We start from the raw sequence: 18796 nt of genomic DNA, 5'->3' as shown, positions 1-18796 counted from the left end.
CGGCCATGGGGGTGACGGCCAGCAGACCAGCGAGCGCGACGATGCGCGGCAGGGGTCCGAAGAGCTTCATTTCTTAACGCCTCCAAGCGGATGAAAGAATCGCCCCCCGGCGACCAGCAGAGCCGGCAGAATGAACACATCTCCGATTACTGCAAAGCCGAGAGTTATCACAAACAGCGTACCGAACAAGGCAACTTGCGGCAGCGCCGAGAACATGACGATTGCCATGCCCGAGCATAGGATCAGCGTGGCGGCAATAATGGCGCCGCCAATGCGCTCCATCGTGTGATGGATAGCGTCGAGGTGCGAACGACCTTCTTCGCGCCGTGAATGCAGATAGTGCGACAGGAAGTGGGTGGTGTCGTCGACGGCGATACCGAAGGCGATGGTGAGCGCCAGCACCGTGGTCAGCTGTAGCCCCGACCCCGAGAAGTAGAGCCAGGCCTCGGTGCCAAGCACCGGAAAGAGGTTGGGGATGGCCGCCGCCACGGCCACACGCAACGAGCGGAAAGCCCAGCCGATGAGGAACAGGTTGACGATTACCGACAGGGTCAGGTCGAGCTGCAGGCCGCGCACGATGTTGTCGGTGGCGTAGGTGGTCATCACCCGGAAGCCGCCGACTTCGGCGCCGTCGATACCCGCGGCCTTGATGTCGGCCTCGATGCCTTCCTTCAGCTTCACCAGCTCTTCGGACGAAATGATCGTCGGCATGAAGCCGGTGACCAGGGCGCGCGTACCGTCGGGGGTGACGAAACGGCCGCGCAGGTCGCCCACGGCGTTGAAGATCTGTTCGCGGGTAAAGCCGGATTCGGCATAGTGGGTGAACGCCGCAGCCGAGATCACCTTGTTCACGCCGAGGTGCTTTTCGACGATCTGGTGAACCTTCTTGACCTTCTCGAAGTCTTTGTCGCCGACATCGGCGATGCCTTCATCGAGCGGCACGTTGACATAGAGCGGGGCCACGCCGCCGACGCCCGCGTCGATCTGCTCGGCCGCGGTCAGGGCGGTCGAGTTCTTGGCCATGAAATCTTCGAACGAAAAGCGTGGCTGGATCAGCCCGTAGGGGATCAGCAGCAGGCCGGTGAGGACGATGGCGATGGCCGCAAGCGGCCGACCAAGTTTCGACGCCACGAACCAGGCCAGCGGAATCGGTGCGGTGATGGCGTAGCTCGGCTTGGGCGCCTTGAAGCCCAGCCGCACGGCGAGCTTCAGGATCAGCGGCAGGAACGTCATCAGGCAGATGAAGTTGATCAGCGAGGCCAGCGTGCCCGCCATGGAGAATTCCTGGATGCCCTGACCGGCGGTCAGCGACAGCGAGGCGAACGACACCAGCGTCGTCAGCATGGTGAGCGCGCTGGCCGGGCCGACGACCCGCACCGTCTCGTCGACCGCCTTGTAGGGATCCATGCCTTCCCGCCAGTAGGCGAGCCAGTTGAAGATGAAGAACAGGCTCTCGGCGAAGGCGATCACCAGGACGATCGTGGTGACGATGATGGTGAGGAAGGAGAACGAGCCGAACAGCGCAATGATCGACCCCATCACCCAGATCACGGCGATGAACGGCGTCGCGGCGACCAGCACGGCGCCCCAGAAGGAGCGGAGCGAGAGCAGCGCGATCAATGCGCCGAGCACGAAGCCGTAGACCGTGAAGGTGATCTGGTCGTCGACCGCGGCGTTGAGCATCTCGCTGGTCCAGATCGGCGGACCGGTTAGCTCGACCTTGACCTGATCCGACTCGTAATCTTTGACCAGCGAGCGCAGGTCGTCGATCATGGCGCGGGTGCCGCCGCCCTTGGTCATCTCGGGGTTGGGGAACACGATGATGACCACGCCGGACAGGTCCGGGTTGATCAGGTTCTTCATCATCGGGTCGTTGTTGTAGAGGTCGGTCAGCGCCTTGCTGACCTCCTCGGGCGTCTGCATGCCTTCAGGAACGGCGGGCAGGGTGGTGCCGTCGGGAGCCGGAACGCGAAGCGTGAACGCCGACATCGTCCCGCTGATGTATTCGCTGTTCGAAATATCCAGCGCCATGGCGCGGATCGTCTCTATGGTCTCGGGGTTGGTGAGACTGGGCGAATTGACGAGGAGGTAGATGTCGTTCTCGAAGGTGCCGAAGGTATCGGCGAGATGCTCGTAGTGATCGTACTCTTCGCCGGAATGCGCGAAGACCCGGAGCATGTCGCCGTCGACACTGGCGCGCGGCATCTGCGCAATGCAGAACACAGTCATCAGCAACACGAAGGCCGCGATAACACGCGGATGCTTCAGCGTGATGTGGCCGAGCGTTTCAAGCCCGAAGCCAATGGAACGATCATGCCCGAAAGCCCAGTTCCACAGTCGGCCCAGCAGTGTATTCTTCGACAATAGACTCGTTCCCTAAGACGGTGGCGCCCCGCGTCAGGCGCGGATTACTACGGATTCATGGTCGATGCGTCCAGCCGTTTGAGCGGCGCAGCACCTCACGGATGTGGCGTGGCCGGGTGATTCCGGCCCAAAGTTGCCGCAAACCCACGTCACCTTACTATGACGCGCAGCGTGACGCCCGTTGCCAATACCGTGGACATCCTTGCCGGCACTCCCGCGCCGGTTGGTCTTCGGAACGGGAATCGCCTAAAGCTTCCCTCAGGTTTCATATCTCGAAAACGGCCCCGTGGCAGACAAGACCGACGATCCGAACGGCGCAGCGCCGCTTCCCTCCGACATCGCTCCGATTTCGATCAGCGACGAGATGCGCGAGTCCTATCTCAGTTACGCGATGAGCGTGATTGTGAGCCGGGCGCTGCCCGACGTGCGCGACGGGCTGAAGCCGGTGCACCGGCGCATTCTCTATTCCATGCACGAGCAGGGCTATGTGTGGAACCGGCCGCACCGCAAGTCGGCGCGCGTGGTCGGCGACGTGATCGGTAAGTACCACCCGCACTCGAACGACGCGGTGTACTTCTCGTTGGTGCGCATGGCGCAGGAGTTCTCGCTCCGCGTGACGCTGATCGACGGGCAGGGCAATTTCGGCTCGGTCGACGGCGATATGCCGGCTGCCATGCGCTACACCGAAGTGCGCATGGAGAAGGTGACCGACAGCCTGCTCGATGACATCGACAAGGATACGGTCGACTTCAAGGACAACTACGACGCCTCCGAGCGCGAGCCGACGGTGTTGCCGGCGCGGTTTCCGAACCTGCTGGTCAATGGCGGCAGCGGTATTGCCGTGGGTATGGCGACCAACATTCCGACCCACAACCTGGGCGAGGTGATCGACGCCGTCCTGATGCTGATGGACAACCCCGGTGCGATCACCGAGGAACTGATGACCGTGTTGCCGGGGCCGGATTTCCCGACCGGCGCCATCATCCTCGGCCGCTCCGGCATACGCCAGGCTTATGAGACCGGGCGCGGCGCCATCCTCATTCGTGGCAAGGCCCACACCGAGGAGATGCGCAAGGAGCGCGAGGCGATCATCATCACCGAGATCCCGTATCAGGTGAACAAGGCGACGATGATCGAAAAGATGGCCGAACTGGTGCGCGACAAGCGCATCGAGGGCATCTCGGACATTCGCGACGAATCCGACCGCACCGGCATGCGCGTGGTCATCGAACTGAAGCGCGACGCGGTGGCGGACGTGGTGCTGAACCAGCTCTATCGCTTCACCCCGTTGCAGGGCTCGTTCGGCTGCAACTTCGTGGCGCTGAACGGCGGCAAGCCGGAGCTGATGAGCCTCAAGCAGATGCTGGTGGCGTTCCTCGAGTTCCGCGAGGAAGTCGTTACCCGTCGCACCCGGTTCCTGCTCAACAAGGCGCGCGACCGCGCCCATATCCTCGTTGGCCTCGCTGTGGCGGTGGCCAACGTCGAGGAAGTGATCGCGCTGATCCGCACCTCGCCCGACCCGACGACCGCCCGAGAGCGCCTGATGGCGCGCGATTGGCCGGCTCGCGACGTGGCGCCGCTGATCGCGCTGATCGACGATCCGCGCCACCGGATAAACGAGGACGGCACGTTCAAGCTGAGCGACGAGCAGGCCCGCGCCATCCTGGCGCTCACGCTGAGCCGGCTCACGGCGCTGGGTGTCAACGAGATCGGCGACGAGTTGAACGGGCTCGGCGGAGATATCTCGGAGTATCTGAGCATCCTGCGCTCACGCGAGCGGGTGATGGAGATCGTTCGGAACGAGCTGACCGAGATCAAGGAGCAGTTCAACACGCCGCGGCTGACCGTCATCGACGAGGCAGCCGGCGACTTCGAGGACGAAGACCTGATCGCCCGCGAGGACATGGTCGTCACCGTGACCCATGGCGGCTATATCAAGCGCGTGCCGCTCAACGCCTACCGGGCGCAGCGCCGCGGCGGCAAGGGGCGCTCGGGCATGGCGACGCGCGACGAAGATTTCGTCTCGCGGCTGTTCATCGCCAACACCCATACGCCGGTGCTGTTCTTCTCGTCGGCCGGGCAGGTCTACAAGATGAAAGTGTGGCGCCTGCCGATCGGCGAGCCGCAGACCCGCGGCAAGGCGCTGATCAACATGCTGCCGCTCGATCCGGGCGAGCGCATCACCTCGATCATGCCGCTGCCCGAGGACGAGAGCAGCTGGCAGCAGCTCGATGTGATGTTCTCGACCATCCGCGGCACGGTGCGCCGCAACTCGCTGGCCGACTTCGTCGAGATCAACAAGAACGGCAAGATCGCCATGAAGCTCGATGAAGGCGACGGCATCGTCGATGTCGCCACCTGCACGGCCAATGACGACGTGCTGCTGACCACGGCGCTGGGCCAGGCGATCCGCTTCCAGGTGGACGAGGTCCGCGTGTTCAAGGGCCGTGACTCCACCGGCGTGCGCGGTATCAGCCTGGGCGAGGGCGATCGCATCATCTCGATGGCGATTATCCATCACTTCGACGCCGACTCTTCGGAGCGCGCCGCCTATCTGAAGATGAGCCGCGCGGTGCGTGGCGAAGGCGAGAGCGAGGAAACCTCGGATGATGCCGAGGATGCGGTGCCGGCAGGCGAGCTGAGCCAGGAACGCTATGCGGCCATGTCGGCGGCGGAGCAGTTCATCCTGACCATCTCGGAAAACGGCTACGGCAAGCGCACCTCCAGCCACGAGTACCGGATCACCGGGCGCGGCGGCAAAGGCATCGTCGCCATGGCGGTGAACAAGCGCAACGGCCCGCTGATCGGCTCGTTCCCGGTGGAAGATGGCGACCAGATCATGCTGGTGACCAATGGCGGCCAGGTGATCCGCGTGCCGGTCGATGCCGGTCCGGATAACCGCATTCGCATCGTTGGCCGCTCTTCGCAGGGCGTAACGGTGTTCAACACCGCCGATGGCGAGAAGGTGGTGTCGGTCGAGCGGATCAGCGAGCCCGAAGGCGAGGACGCCGAGCCCGAGGCTGAGGAGCCCGGCGACGACAGCGCCGCCTGACGGTGACATTGCTTCGATCAAACAACGGGCGGCAACTGCCGCCCGTTTTTGTTCTCTGATGGAGACCTAGTTCCCCAAGATTGTCGTGAAAATTGCGGAAGTATGTTGCAGTATCCGCGAAAATGGCGGATATGGTGATTGCGGGTGTGCCTGTTGCAAGCCCTCTTGCGGCTGAGCACGTCCTGTGGCTGGCTGGAGCCCGGCAGCCCACCCGACTGATCCGGAGTTCCAGATGATCGATACTGCTATCCTTTTACCCTATATCGCCGCCTGCCTGCTGTTCGCCATCGTGCCCGGACCATCGGTCACCGTGGTCGTCGCCAACTCGCTGGCGCGGGGGACCAAGGCAGGGCTCCTGACCATCCTCGGCACCGAGATCGCCATGCTCACAATGGTGTTCATCGTCGCGGTCGGGCTCGACGCGGTAATGACGCTGGTGTCGGAGGCGTTCACCATCATCAAGTTCGTCGGCGCGGCCTACCTGGTGTGGATCGGCTTCAAGATGTTCACCTCGTCGGGCAAGCTCGAGATGGGCACGCCGGGCGAAAAGCTGCCGCTTGGCCGCTATCTCTGGCAGGGGGCGTTGATCAACTGGTCCAACCCCAAGACGCTGCTGTTCCTCGGGGCGTTCCTGCCGCAGTTCGTCGACATGAGCCGCCCGGCGTTCGAGCAGATCATGGTGCTCGGGCTGATCGTGATGGCTGTCGCCACGGCTTCGGACTGCGTCTACGCCGTCATCGCCGGCAGCGCCCGGCAGTTGCTGACCACTGCGCGGGTGCGGATGATGAACCGGGTGTCTGGCGTCATCCTGATGATAGGCGGCGTGTGGCTGGCGTTCCAGAAGCGCAGCTGACGGGACTGTCTCAATCGACATGGCGGTGCTAGGTCAGCGCCGCCATGCCCGACCTACCGATCCTCATATCCTTCATCATTGCCGCCTTCGTCGTGGTGATCGTCCCCGGCGTCACCGTGTCGGCGTTGGTCAGCACGTCGCTGGCGCGTGGCATGGCGGCCGGTCTCTGGATGGAGGCGGGGGTGCAGGTGGGGCGCTTCACCATGGTGCTGGTGGTGGCGCTGGCGCTCGAGGCGGTCACCGGTTTCGTCGGCGCGGCATTCGATATCATCAAGTATGCCGGGGCGGCGTATCTGATCTGGATCGGCTGGGGCTACATCACCAGCCGGCATGCCATTGCCACCGATAGGCCGACCTCCGCGCGTTCACCGCTGCAGCAAGCGGCGGCAGGCTTCTTCGTCCTGTGGAGCAACCCCAAGGCGCTGATCTTTTTCGGGGCGTTCCTGCCGCAGTTCGTCAACCCGGCACATCCCGCCTGGCCACAGGTGATCGTGCTCGGGCTGATCGAGATGGCGGCCGGGCTGATCACCGACGGCGTCTATATCTACCTCGCCGCCCGGGCGCGTGGGGCGCTGGGGGAGGAGCGGATGCTGCTGGTCAACCGCATCGCCGGAGTGATTCTGATCGGCGCTGCCATCTGGTTGGTGTTGCAGCATCACTAGCGTCAGCAGATGTGATTGAAGAAACGGGTTTCCGGGCTGCCCAACGCGATACATTGCGGTTACGCACGAAACCGAACAGAAACGATGGACGGATTCGCATGGTCGTTGCAGCAGTCTCCGCCAGGGTGCGATTGGCGGCGGAGGTCGCCTATGGACGGGCAATGGAGGCGCTGGCCGCCGACCTCGCGGTTTACTTCTCCTCGGGTGTGCATCTTCCCGTCGAAAATGCCCAACAGGCCGTAGTGCGGATGCTGGAACGGACGCTGGAGCTGCCGCTGGCGGACTATATGGAGGAGTTCGAGCTCGCGGCGCACGAGATAGATGAAGCCCTGGCCAGCGCCCTTGACTGCATCGGCAACTCCATCGGGCTGATCCGGGCTGCGGCGCTGCCGCAGGGATGACAAGTGCGCGTCAGCTTCCGCTGCGCCGAAACTTGAGGAAGCGCTGGCCGGCATAGTCCAGCTCGCCGGCCGGCTCGAAGCCCAGGCGAACCAGACCCTTCAGCCGCACGCGGCTTGGCGGCAACATGATGGTGACGTTGCGGACCTGCAGTTCTGTGCCGCGCCGGACCAGCTCTCGGAAGATCGCCGCGCCGTGCCCCCACTGGCCGGGGAACAGCACCAGGCCGAGGTCAGCCTCGTCGCCTTCCTTCTGGAAGCCACCCCAGCCGGCGAACCCGCCATCGATGCGGATGGCCCATGGGCCGTAGCCGTTTTCCTGCCATTGCGCGTCCTTGGCGCGCGCCCATTCGGCGGCGCTGTCGGCGTTCCAGTCGTCCCCGGCGAGCGGCATATGGCGGCGGACATTGGGGTCGGTGAGGAGCGCAAGCAACTCGGGCGGTGGGATCTCCGACAGCGGATGGAAGGTGATCTCGGTCATATCAGGCCCCCGGCAACCGGATCGACAGTATAGCGCCCCCGTACTGATGTCTCCCGCGCCCGGCTTGCCATAGTTGGTTTGCCGTGACAAAACCCGCCGCAACAACAACGGGGAGGGCGCTCCGCCATGGCCAGACTAGTCGGCTTCTATCCCGGCTCCTTCGATCCCTTGACCAATGGCCACCTCGACGTGATCGAGCGGGCCTGCAAGCTGGTCGATACGCTGGTGATCGCGGTGGGAACCCACCATTCGAAGAAGCCGCTGTTCAGTCACGAGGATCGCGTGGCGTTGCTGCGCGCCGTGCTCGAGCCGATCGGCAAGCGCACCGAGACCGAGTTCCAGTTCGTCGATTTCTCGGGCCTGATGGTCAATGCAGCCCGCGCCGCCGGCGCCAAGCTGATCATCCGCGGCCTGCGCGACACCACCGACTACAATTTCGAGATGCAGATGGTGGGCATGAATGCCCAGATGGCGCCGGACCTGCAAACGGTCTTCTTGCCATCCAGCCCGCATGTCCGCCACATCTCGGCCACGCTCGTGCGTCAGATCGCCGAGCTCGGAGGCGACATCAGCGCCTTTGTCCCGCCCATCGTCCTGAAGGCACTGAAGAAATAATGACCGATCCCATCAAGCGCGCCGGCATCATCCTCGGCATTCTCCTCGCGGCGGTCGCCGCCTTCTTCACCGTATCGATTGCTGCTCCACAGGCCGCCAAGGCCCAGGAGGGCAAGCCCCACTGGATCCTCGAGCTCAAGGACGGCGTCGTCGACATCGAGCTTCGGCCCGACCTTGCGCCTGGCCATGTGAAGCGGGTGATCGAGCTCACCGAGAAGGGCTTCTACAACGGCATCGTCTTCCATCGCGTCATCGACGGCTTCATGGCGCAGGGCGGTGACCCGACCGGCACCGGCATGGGCGGTTCGGACCTGCCGGACCTCGCTGCCGAGTTCACCAATGCGGAGCATTTTACCCGTGGCGTCGTCGCCGCTGCCCGCTCCAGTGATCCGAACAGCGCCAACTCGCAGTTCTTCATCATGTTCGCCGACGCACCGCACCTCGATGGCCAGTACACCATCTGGGGCAAGGTGGTTTCGGGAATGGAGTTCGTCGACAAGATCAAGAAGGGCGCCGGGGACCAGCCGGTCCAGGACCCCGACAAGATCATCTCCGCCAAAATCGAATACAAGTAAGGAAGGCCCATCAGATGGCTTATGCCGATCCCGAGAACACCCTCGTCATCGAAACCACCAAGGGCAAGGTGGTCATTGCCATGCGCCCTGACCTGGCCCCGAACCATGTCGCGCACATCAAGAAGCTGGCGCGCGAAGGCTTTTACGACGGCATCGTCTTCCACCGCGTGATCGATGGCTTCATGGCGCAGACCGGCGATCCGACCGGCACTGGCACGGGCTCGTCGAAGTACCCGAACCTGAAGCAGGAGTTCAACGCCGAGCCGCACGTCCGCGGTGTGGCGTCGATGGCGCGCGCCCAGAACCCGGACAGCGCCAACTCGCAGTTCTTCATCGTGTTCAACGATGCACGCTTCCTCGACCGTCAGTACACGGTGTGGGGCAAGGTGATCGAAGGCATGGAAAACGTCGACCAGATCAAGCGCGGTGAGCCGGTGCGTGATCCGGACTCGATGGTTTCGGTGAAGGTCGCGGCGGATATCGCCGAATGATCAGGCTGGCCGCAATCGCCGTAAGCCTTTGCGGCCTCGCCACCCCGTCGCTGGCGACGGAGTGGGTGAACTGCGTCGCGCCGGATGGCGCGGCGACGTTCGATTTCCTCGTCGGCTCGGTCGACTTCCTGTCGATCGCGGGCCTCAATGTCTCGACCGGCGAGAAGGTGTGGGCCAGCAGCGCAGCCTATGGCCCTGGCGATCCGGTTGCGGTGGGGCAGGCCTTCGAGACTGCCGATACCATCCTGATCGACGCGGTCGATGAGAACATGGCGGCCAAGGTCGCCGAGTTGCGCCTGTTCAAGGCAACCGAAGCCGACGCGATGGTCTATGGCGGCACGCTCCGCATCCCGGGCTATGGCGCCTGGGCGGTGAGCTGCACCGGCCCCTGATGCGTGTCGACGACTTCGACTTCGAACTTCCCGGCGAGAGCATCGCGCTCCACCCCGTCGAGCCCAGGGATTCTGCCCGCATGCTCATCGTGCGGCCGGGCGAGCCGCTGGAGGATGGCCGGGTAACCGACCTGTCGCGCCTGCTGCGCGCCGGCGACGTGCTGGTGGTGAACGACACCCGCGTGCTGCCGGCCGAGCTCACCGGCACCCGTATTCGTGGCGACCTGCGTGCCAATGTCAGCTTCAACCTGCATAAGCGGGTGGACGCAAACACCTGGCGGGCCTTCGCCCGACCGGCCAAGAAACTGCACCTGCTCGACCGGCTGGAACTGGGCGACAATGGCTCGATTGCCGCCACCGTGACCGGCAAGGGAGACACCGGCGAGATCACGCTGGCGTTCGACCTCGGCGGGGCGCAACTCGACGAGGCGATCAAGGCGCACGGCGCCATGCCGCTGCCGCCCTATATCGAGGCCAAGCGCCACACCGAAGAGCGCGACAAGTCGGACTACCAGACGGTCTATGCGGCCCGCGACGGGGCGGTGGCGGCGCCGACGGCCGGGCTGCACTTCACAGAGGGCCTGCTGCAGCAACTGGCGGATCTGGGCGTCAGCGTCGAGCGGGTGACGTTGCATGTGGGGGCAGGGACGTTCCTGCCGGTGAAGGTCGATGACACCGACGACCACGTGATGCACGCCGAGTGGGGCGATATCCCCGCGGCGGTGGTGGAGCGCATTCTCGCCGCCAAGGCAAAGGGCGGACGAGTGATTGCAGTGGGGACGACGAGCCTCAGGTTGCTCGAGACCGCAGCGCGGGCAACCGGCACCCTGCAACCGTTCGTCGGCGATACCGACATCTTCATCACCCCGGGCTACCGCTTCAACGCGGTGGACATGCTGATGACCAACTTCCACCTGCCGCGCTCGACGCTGTTCATGCTGGTCAGCGCCTTTGCCGGGCTCGACACCATGCGCGCCGCCTATGCGCACGCCATCGGGAACGGATATCGGTTCTATTCGTATGGAGATGCATCGCTGTTGTTTCGCGCCTGAGGAGAGAGCGAATGGACGATGATCTCGATGCAATGGACCGTGTTGCGCTGAGTGCCGAGGTGAAGAGGCTCCGAGCCGGTATCCGCGAACACCGCGACAGCACGATGCATGGGCTCTGCTGGCACCATCCACAGCTGTGGAACCTGCTGCCGGAAAGAACCGATCCGCAGATCATGGTGCCGGAGTGGCCGCAATTCATGCGCGGCTGCATCCGCTACAGGCAGTCGCTGGACGAACAACGGCCGGACGCGCCACGCAGCACCAAGGAGTTCGGTGTGTAGCGAAAGACATCATGTCGTTTGCTGCCGGCTCACGGCAGGGATATTCTGCTGTGGCGAGAGAAAATATTCCTCGCCAACAGGGAGGAGCGTCGTATGTCCAAGTACATCATGTTGCTCAACTGGACAGACCAGGGCATCAAGACAATCAAGGAGTCGGCCGGCCGCTACGATGCGGCCAAAGCAGCGGCCAAACAGGCCGGGATCACGTTTGAGGCCGTGTACATGACGTTCGGGCAGTACGATCAACTGATCGTCGCCGACGCGCCGAGCGATGAAGCAATAGCGACGTTCATCCTCAGGGCGTCGGCGCTCGGCAATGTCCGCGGGACGACGCTGAAGGCTTTTGACGAAAGCCAGTACCGCCAGATCACGGCCGCGGTCTGACTACCGCGCGAAGGCAAGGGCTCGCCGCTAGCGGATGAGGCTTTGCCTCGCCGCGGACGGACGAGCAAGGGCTCGCCGCGGACGGACGAGGCTTCGCCTCGCCGCGGGGTGACAGGAGACGATCGGACGGCTAAGTAGCCGGCCATGAAATCCGATTACTCCTTCACCCTCATCGCCACCGATGGCATGGCCCGCCGTGGCCGGATCGACACGTGGCGCGGCGACGTACAGACGCCGGCCTTCATGCCCGTGGGTACGGTGGGCACCGTCAAGGCGATGTATCCCGAACAGGTGCGCGAGACCGGCGCGGACATCCTCTTGGGCAATACATACCACCTGATGCTGCGCCCCGGCGCCGAACGCGTCGCGGCGCTGGGCGGTCTGCACGACTTCATGGACTGGCAGCGGCCGATCCTCACCGATAGCGGCGGCTTCCAGGTGATGTCGCTGGCCAAGCTCCGCAAGCTCACCGAACACGGCGTCACCTTCCGCTCGCATATCGACGGGTCGGCGCATGAACTGACGCCGGAGCGCTCGATCGAGATCCAGACATTGCTCGACAGCGACATCATCATGCAGCTCGACGAGTGCATCCCGCTGCCGTCCGAGTTCAAGGAGATGGAGCGGGCAATGGAACTGTCGCTGCGCTGGGCGCAGCGGAGCAAGGATGCGTTCGGCAACCAGCCGCACCGCTCGCTGCACGGCATCGTGCAGGGCGGCGACAATGCCGAATTGCGCGGGCGCTCGGCGGCGGGGCTGAAGTCGATCGGCTTTTCCGGCTATTCGATCGGCGGCCTCGCGGTGGGCGAGCCGCAGGAGGTGATGTTCCGCGTGCTGGGCGAGATCACCCCGGAGCTGCCGACCGACAAGCCGCGCTACCTGATGGGGGTAGGCAAGCCCGCCGACATCCTCGGCGGCATCGAGCGCGGCGTCGACATGTTCGATTGCGTGCATCCGACCCGTGCCGGGCGGCATGGGCATGCCTATACCCGGTTCGGCGTCATCAACCTGAAGAACGCCCGGCATAGGGACGATCCGCGGCCGCTCGACGAGGAGTCGCCCAACCCGAACTGCCGCCGCTTCGGCCGCGCCTATCTGCACCACCTGATCCGCACCGAGGAAATGCTCGGGGCGATGATCCTGAGCCAGATCAACCTGAGCTACTACCAGCAGCTCTGCATAGGAGCCCGCACGGCGATCGAGGCTGGTACGTTTGCCGATTATGCGGCACAAACCCGAGCGACATGGGCGGCAGGCGATATTGCCGCTGTCTAATCTGATGGAGAACAGCGTCATGGCCACCCCCCGCAAGTCCCTCCTCAATCCGCTGATGAAGTCGCGCAAGCGTCTCGATGAGACCACCATGCGCGAGCTGTTCGCCGCCGACCCCAACCGGTTCAAAACCTTTTCGGCCAAGGCGGGCGACCTGCTGCTCGACTATTCGAAGAACCGCATCGACGAAAAAGCGATGGCGGCCCTGTTCGAACTGGCGCGCGCCGCCGGGGTCGAGGAACGTCGCGACGCGATGTGGAAGGGCGAGCACATCAACATCACCGAGGATCGCGCAGTGCAGCACATGGCGCTGCGCTACATGGGCGACAAGAAGGTGGTGGTGGACGGCAAGGACGTGATGCCCGAAGTGCGTGGCGTGCTGGCGGCGATGAAGGGCTTTTCCGACGCGGTGCGCGACGGTTCGATCAAGGGTTCCGGCGGCGACAGCTTCACCGATGTGGTCAATATCGGCATCGGCGGCTCCGATCTCGGCCCGGCCATGGTGACGCTGGCGCTGGCGCCCTATACGCGCGCCGACCTCAGGGCGCACTACGTCTCCAATGTCGACGGCGCGCATATCCATGATGTGCTGCGCGGGCTCGACCCGAAGCGGACGATGTTCATCGTCGCCTCGAAGACCTTCACCACCGACGAGACCATGACCAACGCGGCGACGGCGCGCGGCTGGATCGCCGAGGCACTGGGTGAAGCGGCGGTGCCGGATCATTTCGCGGCGCTCTCGACCAACCTGAAGGCCTGCGCCGATTTCGGCATCAAGTCGGACCGGATTTTCGGCTTCTGGGATTGGGTCGGCGGACGCTACTCGGTGTGGTCGGCGATCGGCCTGCCGGTTGCGATCGCCGTCGGCTACGACAATTTCGAGGCGTTGCTGCGCGGCGCCTACGAGATGGACCAGCACTTCCTGAAGACCAAGCTCGAGAAGAACCTGCCGGTGATCATGGGCGTGCTCGGGGTCTGGTACCGCAATGCCTGGGGGTTCTCGACCCACGCGGTGCTGCCCTATGACCAGCGGCTCTCGCGCTTTGCCGCGTACCTGCAGCAGCAGGACATGGAATCGAACGGCAAGTCGATGACGCTCAGCGGCAAGCCCGTCGACTATCCCACCGGGCCGATCATCTGGGGCGAGCCGGGCACCAATGGCCAGCACGCGTTCTACCAGTTGATCCACCAGGGCACCGACGTGATTCCGGTGGACTTCCTGATCGCCGCGCAGCCGCATGAGCAGTTGCCGCCCCATCACGACAAGCTGGTGGCGAACGTGCTGGCGCAGTCCGAAGCGCTGATGCTGGGCAAGACCAAGGACGAGGTGGTGGCCGAACTTACCGCGCAGGGCCTCGACAAGGCGCGGATCAAGCAGTTGACCCCGCACAAGATGTTCCCCGGCAACCGGCCGTCGAACACCCTGATGTACCCCAAGCTGACGCCCGAGCGGCTCGGCAGCCTGATCGCCCTCTACGAGCACAAGGTGTTCGTGCAGGGGACGATCTGGGGCGTCAATTCTTACGACCAGTGGGGCGTGGAGCTCGGCAAGCAGTTGGCCAAGGCGTTGCTCCCCAAGGTGCAGGGGACGCAGAAGGCAACGGCCCATGACAGCTCCACCAAGGGGCTGGTGGACGCGTACCTGAAGCTCAAGAGCTGAAGGCGCGAAGGGGCTTTTCCGCCCCTACATTCTCCCTTCCCGTTGCAGGGCGTGCAGCGTAGCTTGCCCGCAATATGGGCTGGCGAAGCTGGGGCGCGGGAAGTGACACAAATCGAGGCGGTGGCGGAGCCGTCCTACAAGATGCCGCCGGTCGACGTCGACATCGCGAAGATCGCCGCACTGTTCGGTGAACTTGGCCTCGGGGTGCCGACGGCAGTGACTGAGCTTATCGGCGGTGGCGCGCGCTCGTTCCGCATCGACCGTACCGACGGCGCGCCGCTGGTGCTCAAGGCGTTCAAGGACGCGTTCCCCTACGCGACCGGCAAGGAAGTCTACGCCTCGCAGCTGCTGCGTAACCTCGATGTGCCGATGACTCGCTTCCTCGCATCCGACGAGAGCCGCACGCGCCTGCCGTTTCGCTACACGATTGCAAACTACCTGCCCGGCAGGCAGGTGATGACCTTCAAGGACGAGCCGGACGTTGCCGATCTCTATCGGCAGATGGGCACAATGCTGCGCAAACTGCACTCCGTGCCGGTGCCGGGCGGTTATGGCGCCTTCGGCGAGCAGGGCGTGCTCGACCCGTCGGCGACCAATAGCGAATATCTCGACCGGCGCTTTGCCTACAGCATCGGCCGGTTCCGCCACTTCGGCGGCGGCGAGGCGCTGGCGCAACGGCTGGAAGCCATCTTCGCAGCCCATGCCGATGTCATCGCCGAAAGCCGCGGCGCGGTCTTCGCCCACGACGATTTCCAGCCGCACAACCTGCTTGGTGAGCGTGATCCAGCGGGGCGGCTACAACTGACCGGGTTGCTCGACTATGGCAATGCCCGGGCCTCGGACGCCGTATGCGACCTCGCCAAGGCGCTGTTCTGCTCCGAACATGACGCACCGGGTTCCACCCCGCACATTCGCGCCGGCTATGGCGAGATCGACCACTCGAACCCGGATGCGGCGCTCTGGATCTACACACTGGTTCACCGAGTCACCATGTGGATGTGGCTGCGGCATACCGGCTACATCCGCGACGGCGAGCACAACCCGTTGATCGACGATCTCACACACATGGCGGAAGCCGGGACTCATACGACTTGACCATCACCACCGAAGCCCAGCTCGAAAAACTCAAGGCCATCGGCCGCATCTGTGCGGTGGCCCGCGACGCCATGGCGGCTGCGCTGGCGCCGGGGATCACTACGCAGGAACTCGACGATATCGGCCGGCGGATCCTCGATGCGGCGGGGGCGCGCTCGGCGCCGGAGATCACCTATGATTTCCCCGGCGCCACCTGCATCTCGGTGAACGAGGAGATCGCACACGGCATTCCCGGCAGCCGGGTGATCAACGCCGGAGACCTGGTGAACATCGACGTATCGGCCGAGCTCGACGGGGTATTCGCCGATACCGGGGCATCGTTCATCGTGCCGGAGGCCGATCCGCGGCTGGTGGCGCTCTGCCGCGACGGCAAGCGCGCCATGTGGGAAGGGATCAGGGCCGTGAAGACCGGTGCGCCGTTCGCCGGAATCGGCAATGCCATCGGAACGTTCGCGCGAAAGAATCGCTACACCCTGATCCAGAACCTCGCCAGCCATGGCGTCGGGGACAGCCTGCATGACGAGCCGGGGGAAATTTCCACCTGGCCCGACAAGTCGGAGCGGCGGGTGATCACCGAGGGGCTGGTGTTCACGGTGGAGCCGTTCCTGTCGCTGGGCGGCCGGATGGCCGAGCAGCGTGACGAGGACGATGAATGGACGCTGGTGGCAGACCCGCCGGCGCCCTGCGTGCAGTACGAGCACACCATCGTCGCGACGCGTCGTGGCGCCATTGTGGTGACCGCGGCGTAAGTGCGGCGCTGCACTGAACGGTTTCTGAAGGAGCGGTTCCAAACGCGTTCAAAATCAGTGCGCTAGGGTGAATTCAACGCTGCAGATCGCAGCACTGAACCAACCCAGGGACTACCAGAATGACCGTTCTCAACACCCTACGGCAGACCGGCCGCGCCGCGGTTCTTGCCGTCGTCCTCGCCGGCACCGCGTTGAGCGTCGTTCCGGTCCAGGCTGCCCCGCTGCAGGGCTTCTCGCTCGACGTCAAACCGCAGGGCGGCGACCAGAAGCAGCTGCAGCAATTCAAGAAGAAGAACTTCGGCCCCAACGACTTCTTCAACTGGTGCCTGACCGACAAGCAGATCCGCAAGGGGCTGCAGAACTACGGCTTCGACGACGTGCACATCGTTGACCACCTCGGCAAGAACCGCGTCCGTGTCGAGGCTGCCTATGACGACTGGTACTACTCGTTCCGCGTGCACCGCTGCTCGGGCCTGGTCGACAGGATCAAGAAGCTCTACCCGGTGTGGGAAGACGACGATTACGATGACGACGACTGGTACTGAGTACTGAGGTTGGAGCAGGGGCCGGGAACGGCCCCTGTTTCATTGCTAGAGGTCGATGCGCCGGAACAGCCACCAGGGCAGTTCGCGCACCACGCGCATGATCAGGCGCCAGCGGCGTGGCGCATACTGCACCGGCCCACCATGAACGGCGGCGCGCCGCACCAGGCGTGCCACCTCTTCGGCGGGAACCAGTCGGCGCCCGGGCGGACTGCTCGCTGTCATTGCCGTTGCGGTGGGTCCGGGTTTCACCACTACGGCCCGCAACTTCGGGTTCCCGGCGAACCGGTGGGCGATACCTTCGACCAGGGTCTCGATGCCCGCCTTGGTCGAGGCATAGATGAAGTTCTTCCGCCGTCCACGATCGCCGGCCACCGAACCGAGCACCACCAGGGCGCCATGGCCCTGCGCCTCCAGGAGGTTGGCCGCGGCCAGCGACCAGAGTGCTGTCGAGGTGTAGTTGGTGGTCATCATCCGGGCGGCGACGGCCAGATCGACGGCAGCCACCGACTGCTCGGGCATTATCGCGTAGGCGATGTGCAGGTGGTCGACACCGCCAAGTTGGGCGACGAGTGCCGGCAGTTCGGTTGTCGGATCGGCAGCGACCAGATCGAGCGTGGTGCTTTCACAGCGACTGGCGCCGAGCTTTCGTAGCTGGTCGGCGAGGGCGTTTAGACGATTGGCATGGCGTCCTACCAGCAGCAGGGCAACGCCCTCCGCTGCATAGAGCCGGGCCGTGGCTTCGGCGATGCCGGAATTGGCGCCGAGGATCAGCACGCGCATCGCCCCGGCAGCCGGGCTGTTCGATTCGAGTTGGGCCATGCTGCATGGCTTAGCAGCCATAATGAAACATGGCGTTACGGCGGCCGATGCCACAATTGGCAGGGTGCGGTGACGCCGCGGATGGGTAAGAGGCTCGTCTGCCGTTTCGTTGGCCAAAGCGGGAAATCGGAAAAACCGCTTTGTTCCCCATGCCCATCGCGTCCGATTGACACGCGGCGTCACTGTGGGAATGAACCTCTCAACCGTGGAACGGTTGCACGAACGCGTAGAAGTTTACCTATCGCGTTTCCGCCCCATTGCGGTCCCGCCGGGAACACACTGAACCCCTAGCGTTTGCTGGTATCCGCAGCAGATCGGGGGGCAATCCGATGACTGCCTTGACCATCCGTCCATCCTTGCTGGACGACGACATCGCCAGCGCCTTCGAGCGCGAGAAGAGCCTGTTCATGGCGCGCAACGAGGAGCGCTGCAGTCACCTCCTGGTGCGCTTCGGGCCCGACGAGGCCGATGAAAAGTTTGCCGTAAGCGTGGCGTTCACACTCGATGAGGCGCGCAACTGGCACCAGGTGAAGGCGACTGTGCCGTTTGCCGAGCTGCGCCGCGAGGATGGTCCGGATCGCGGCCTCATCTCCGCCTTTGCCGAGCTCGACGAGGGGATCAGTGCAGCGCGTATCGCCCGGCTGTTCGCGCCGCTGTCGGTGGTCCAGCGCATGGCCGGTGCACGCCGGGACTAACGCACTTCAATCTACGCCGCGCTTTCGGACTGGAAGGGCCAGCAGCCCTTCTGGAAGCGCCTTCTTGCAACCGATGGTGGCCGTTGTAACGGCCGGGGAGCATCAATGAAAACCTGCTGGTTCATCGTCATCGAGAGCATGGGCTCGTGGTGGGTCGATTGCGAGGGCAAGGCCTATGGCCCGTTCGATAACCGGGACGAGGCGCAGAGCCAGGCGCGGCGGATTGCCATGACCTATGGCGACGATGGGCGCCGCTCGGAAGTGTTCGCGCCGACCGACCAGGGCTCGCACCGGTTGATCTGGAAAGGTCCGGTGCCGACGGGCATGACGACGCCCGATTGAGTCCCACACCCACGCCCCC

General features: G+C 64.3%; 21 protein-coding genes. 18 read left to right on the top strand and 3 right to left on the bottom strand.

What is annotated here, in order from left to right; genetic code table 11:
- Positions 1–66 precede the first annotated feature (66 nt).
- On the bottom strand, positions 67–2364 hold the full coding sequence (locus VGV07_RS01030; RefSeq protein ID WP_326866816.1) for an efflux RND transporter permease subunit: 2298 nt from the start codon (positions 2362–2364) through the stop codon (positions 67–69).
- Between the two features lie 286 nt (positions 2365–2650).
- Between VGV07_RS01030 and gyrA the strand changes: the two genes are divergently transcribed.
- From gyrA to VGV07_RS01010, 4 genes are all read left to right on the top strand, one after another.
- Positions 2651–5416, top strand: a complete 2766-nt coding sequence (gyrA, locus tag VGV07_RS01025) for a DNA gyrase subunit A (RefSeq protein WP_414649898.1) — start codon at positions 2651–2653, stop codon at positions 5414–5416.
- A 232-nt stretch (positions 5417–5648) separates the two neighbouring features.
- Complete coding sequence (locus tag VGV07_RS01020) at positions 5649–6269, top strand: LysE family translocator (RefSeq protein ID WP_326866815.1); 621 nt, start codon at positions 5649–5651, stop codon at positions 6267–6269.
- Between the two features lie 44 nt (positions 6270–6313).
- On the top strand, positions 6314–6931 hold the full coding sequence (locus tag VGV07_RS01015; RefSeq protein WP_326866814.1) for a LysE family translocator: 618 nt from the start codon (positions 6314–6316) through the stop codon (positions 6929–6931).
- Positions 6932–7029: 98 nt separating this feature from the next.
- A complete protein-coding gene (locus VGV07_RS01010) occupies positions 7030–7332 on the top strand; it encodes a hypothetical protein (RefSeq protein ID WP_326866813.1) in 303 nt (100 codons plus the stop codon).
- 10 nt (positions 7333–7342) lie between these two features.
- Here VGV07_RS01010 and VGV07_RS01005 read toward each other — a convergent pair whose 3' ends face one another.
- Positions 7343–7810, bottom strand: coding sequence for a GNAT family protein (locus VGV07_RS01005; protein WP_326866812.1), 468 nt, complete (start codon positions 7808–7810; stop codon positions 7343–7345).
- 126 nt (positions 7811–7936) lie between these two features.
- On the opposite strand from VGV07_RS01005, the gene coaD reads away from it, so the two are divergent.
- From coaD to VGV07_RS00945, 12 genes are all read left to right on the top strand, one after another.
- A complete protein-coding gene (coaD, locus tag VGV07_RS01000; protein WP_326866811.1) occupies positions 7937–8425 on the top strand; it encodes a pantetheine-phosphate adenylyltransferase in 489 nt (162 codons plus the stop codon).
- Positions 8425–9000, top strand: a complete 576-nt coding sequence (locus VGV07_RS00995; RefSeq protein ID WP_326866810.1) for a peptidylprolyl isomerase — start codon at positions 8425–8427, stop codon at positions 8998–9000. Before coaD ends, VGV07_RS00995 begins: the two co-directional genes overlap by 1 nt.
- A gap of 14 nt (positions 9001–9014) precedes the next feature.
- Positions 9015–9491 carry a peptidylprolyl isomerase gene (locus tag VGV07_RS00990; RefSeq protein WP_055882471.1) on the top strand — a complete coding sequence of 159 codons (477 nt, stop codon included), beginning with the start codon at positions 9015–9017 and terminating at the stop codon, positions 9489–9491.
- Positions 9488–9883 (top strand): hypothetical protein, encoded by a 396-nt coding sequence (locus VGV07_RS00985; protein WP_326866809.1) that lies wholly within the window; start codon positions 9488–9490, stop codon positions 9881–9883. The genes VGV07_RS00990 and VGV07_RS00985 overlap by 4 nt, the downstream gene beginning before the upstream one ends.
- Positions 9883–10935, top strand: coding sequence for a tRNA preQ1(34) S-adenosylmethionine ribosyltransferase-isomerase QueA (gene queA, locus VGV07_RS00980; protein ID WP_326866808.1), 1053 nt, complete (start codon positions 9883–9885; stop codon positions 10933–10935). Before VGV07_RS00985 ends, queA begins: the two co-directional genes overlap by 1 nt.
- 11 nt (positions 10936–10946) lie before the next feature.
- Positions 10947–11216, top strand: coding sequence for a hypothetical protein (locus VGV07_RS00975; RefSeq protein WP_326866807.1), 270 nt, complete (start codon positions 10947–10949; stop codon positions 11214–11216).
- A gap of 93 nt (positions 11217–11309) precedes the next feature.
- On the top strand, positions 11310–11600 hold the full coding sequence (locus VGV07_RS00970) for a GYD domain-containing protein (RefSeq protein ID WP_326866806.1): 291 nt from the start codon (positions 11310–11312) through the stop codon (positions 11598–11600).
- A 144-nt stretch (positions 11601–11744) separates the two neighbouring features.
- Positions 11745–12875, top strand: a complete 1131-nt coding sequence (gene tgt / locus VGV07_RS00965; protein ID WP_326866805.1) for a tRNA guanosine(34) transglycosylase Tgt — start codon at positions 11745–11747, stop codon at positions 12873–12875.
- Between the two features lie 19 nt (positions 12876–12894).
- Positions 12895–14532 carry a glucose-6-phosphate isomerase gene (gene pgi / locus VGV07_RS00960; RefSeq protein WP_326866804.1) on the top strand — a complete coding sequence of 546 codons (1638 nt, stop codon included), beginning with the start codon at positions 12895–12897 and terminating at the stop codon, positions 14530–14532.
- A 102-nt stretch (positions 14533–14634) separates the two neighbouring features.
- A complete protein-coding gene (locus tag VGV07_RS00955; protein WP_326866803.1) occupies positions 14635–15627 on the top strand; it encodes an aminoglycoside phosphotransferase family protein in 993 nt (330 codons plus the stop codon).
- Positions 15624–16376, top strand: coding sequence for a type I methionyl aminopeptidase (map, locus tag VGV07_RS00950; protein WP_326866802.1), 753 nt, complete (start codon positions 15624–15626; stop codon positions 16374–16376). The genes VGV07_RS00955 and map overlap by 4 nt, the downstream gene beginning before the upstream one ends.
- Before the next feature lie 119 nt (positions 16377–16495).
- Entirely contained in the window at positions 16496–16921 is a 426-nt protein-coding gene (locus tag VGV07_RS00945; RefSeq protein ID WP_326866800.1) for a hypothetical protein, read from the top strand.
- 45 nt (positions 16922–16966) lie between these two features.
- On the opposite strand, the gene VGV07_RS00940 is transcribed toward VGV07_RS00945, so the two are convergent.
- Entirely contained in the window at positions 16967–17740 is a 774-nt protein-coding gene (locus VGV07_RS00940) for an SDR family NAD(P)-dependent oxidoreductase (protein WP_326866799.1), read from the bottom strand.
- Positions 17741–18069: 329 nt separating this feature from the next.
- Here VGV07_RS00940 and VGV07_RS00935 point away from each other — a divergent pair, with 329 nt between their 5' ends.
- Both VGV07_RS00935 and VGV07_RS00930 read left to right on the top strand, forming a co-directional pair.
- A complete protein-coding gene (locus VGV07_RS00935) occupies positions 18070–18435 on the top strand; it encodes a hypothetical protein (RefSeq protein WP_326866798.1) in 366 nt (121 codons plus the stop codon).
- Positions 18436–18540: 105 nt separating this feature from the next.
- Positions 18541–18777 carry a hypothetical protein gene (locus VGV07_RS00930; RefSeq protein ID WP_326866797.1) on the top strand — a complete coding sequence of 79 codons (237 nt, stop codon included), beginning with the start codon at positions 18541–18543 and terminating at the stop codon, positions 18775–18777.
- Positions 18778–18796: the final 19 nt, after the last annotated feature.

The organism is Devosia sp. (assembly GCF_035944845.1).
Lineage (GTDB): Bacteria > Pseudomonadota > Alphaproteobacteria > Rhizobiales > Devosiaceae > Devosia_A.
This window is presented reverse-complemented; position numbering and strand designations above follow the sequence as displayed.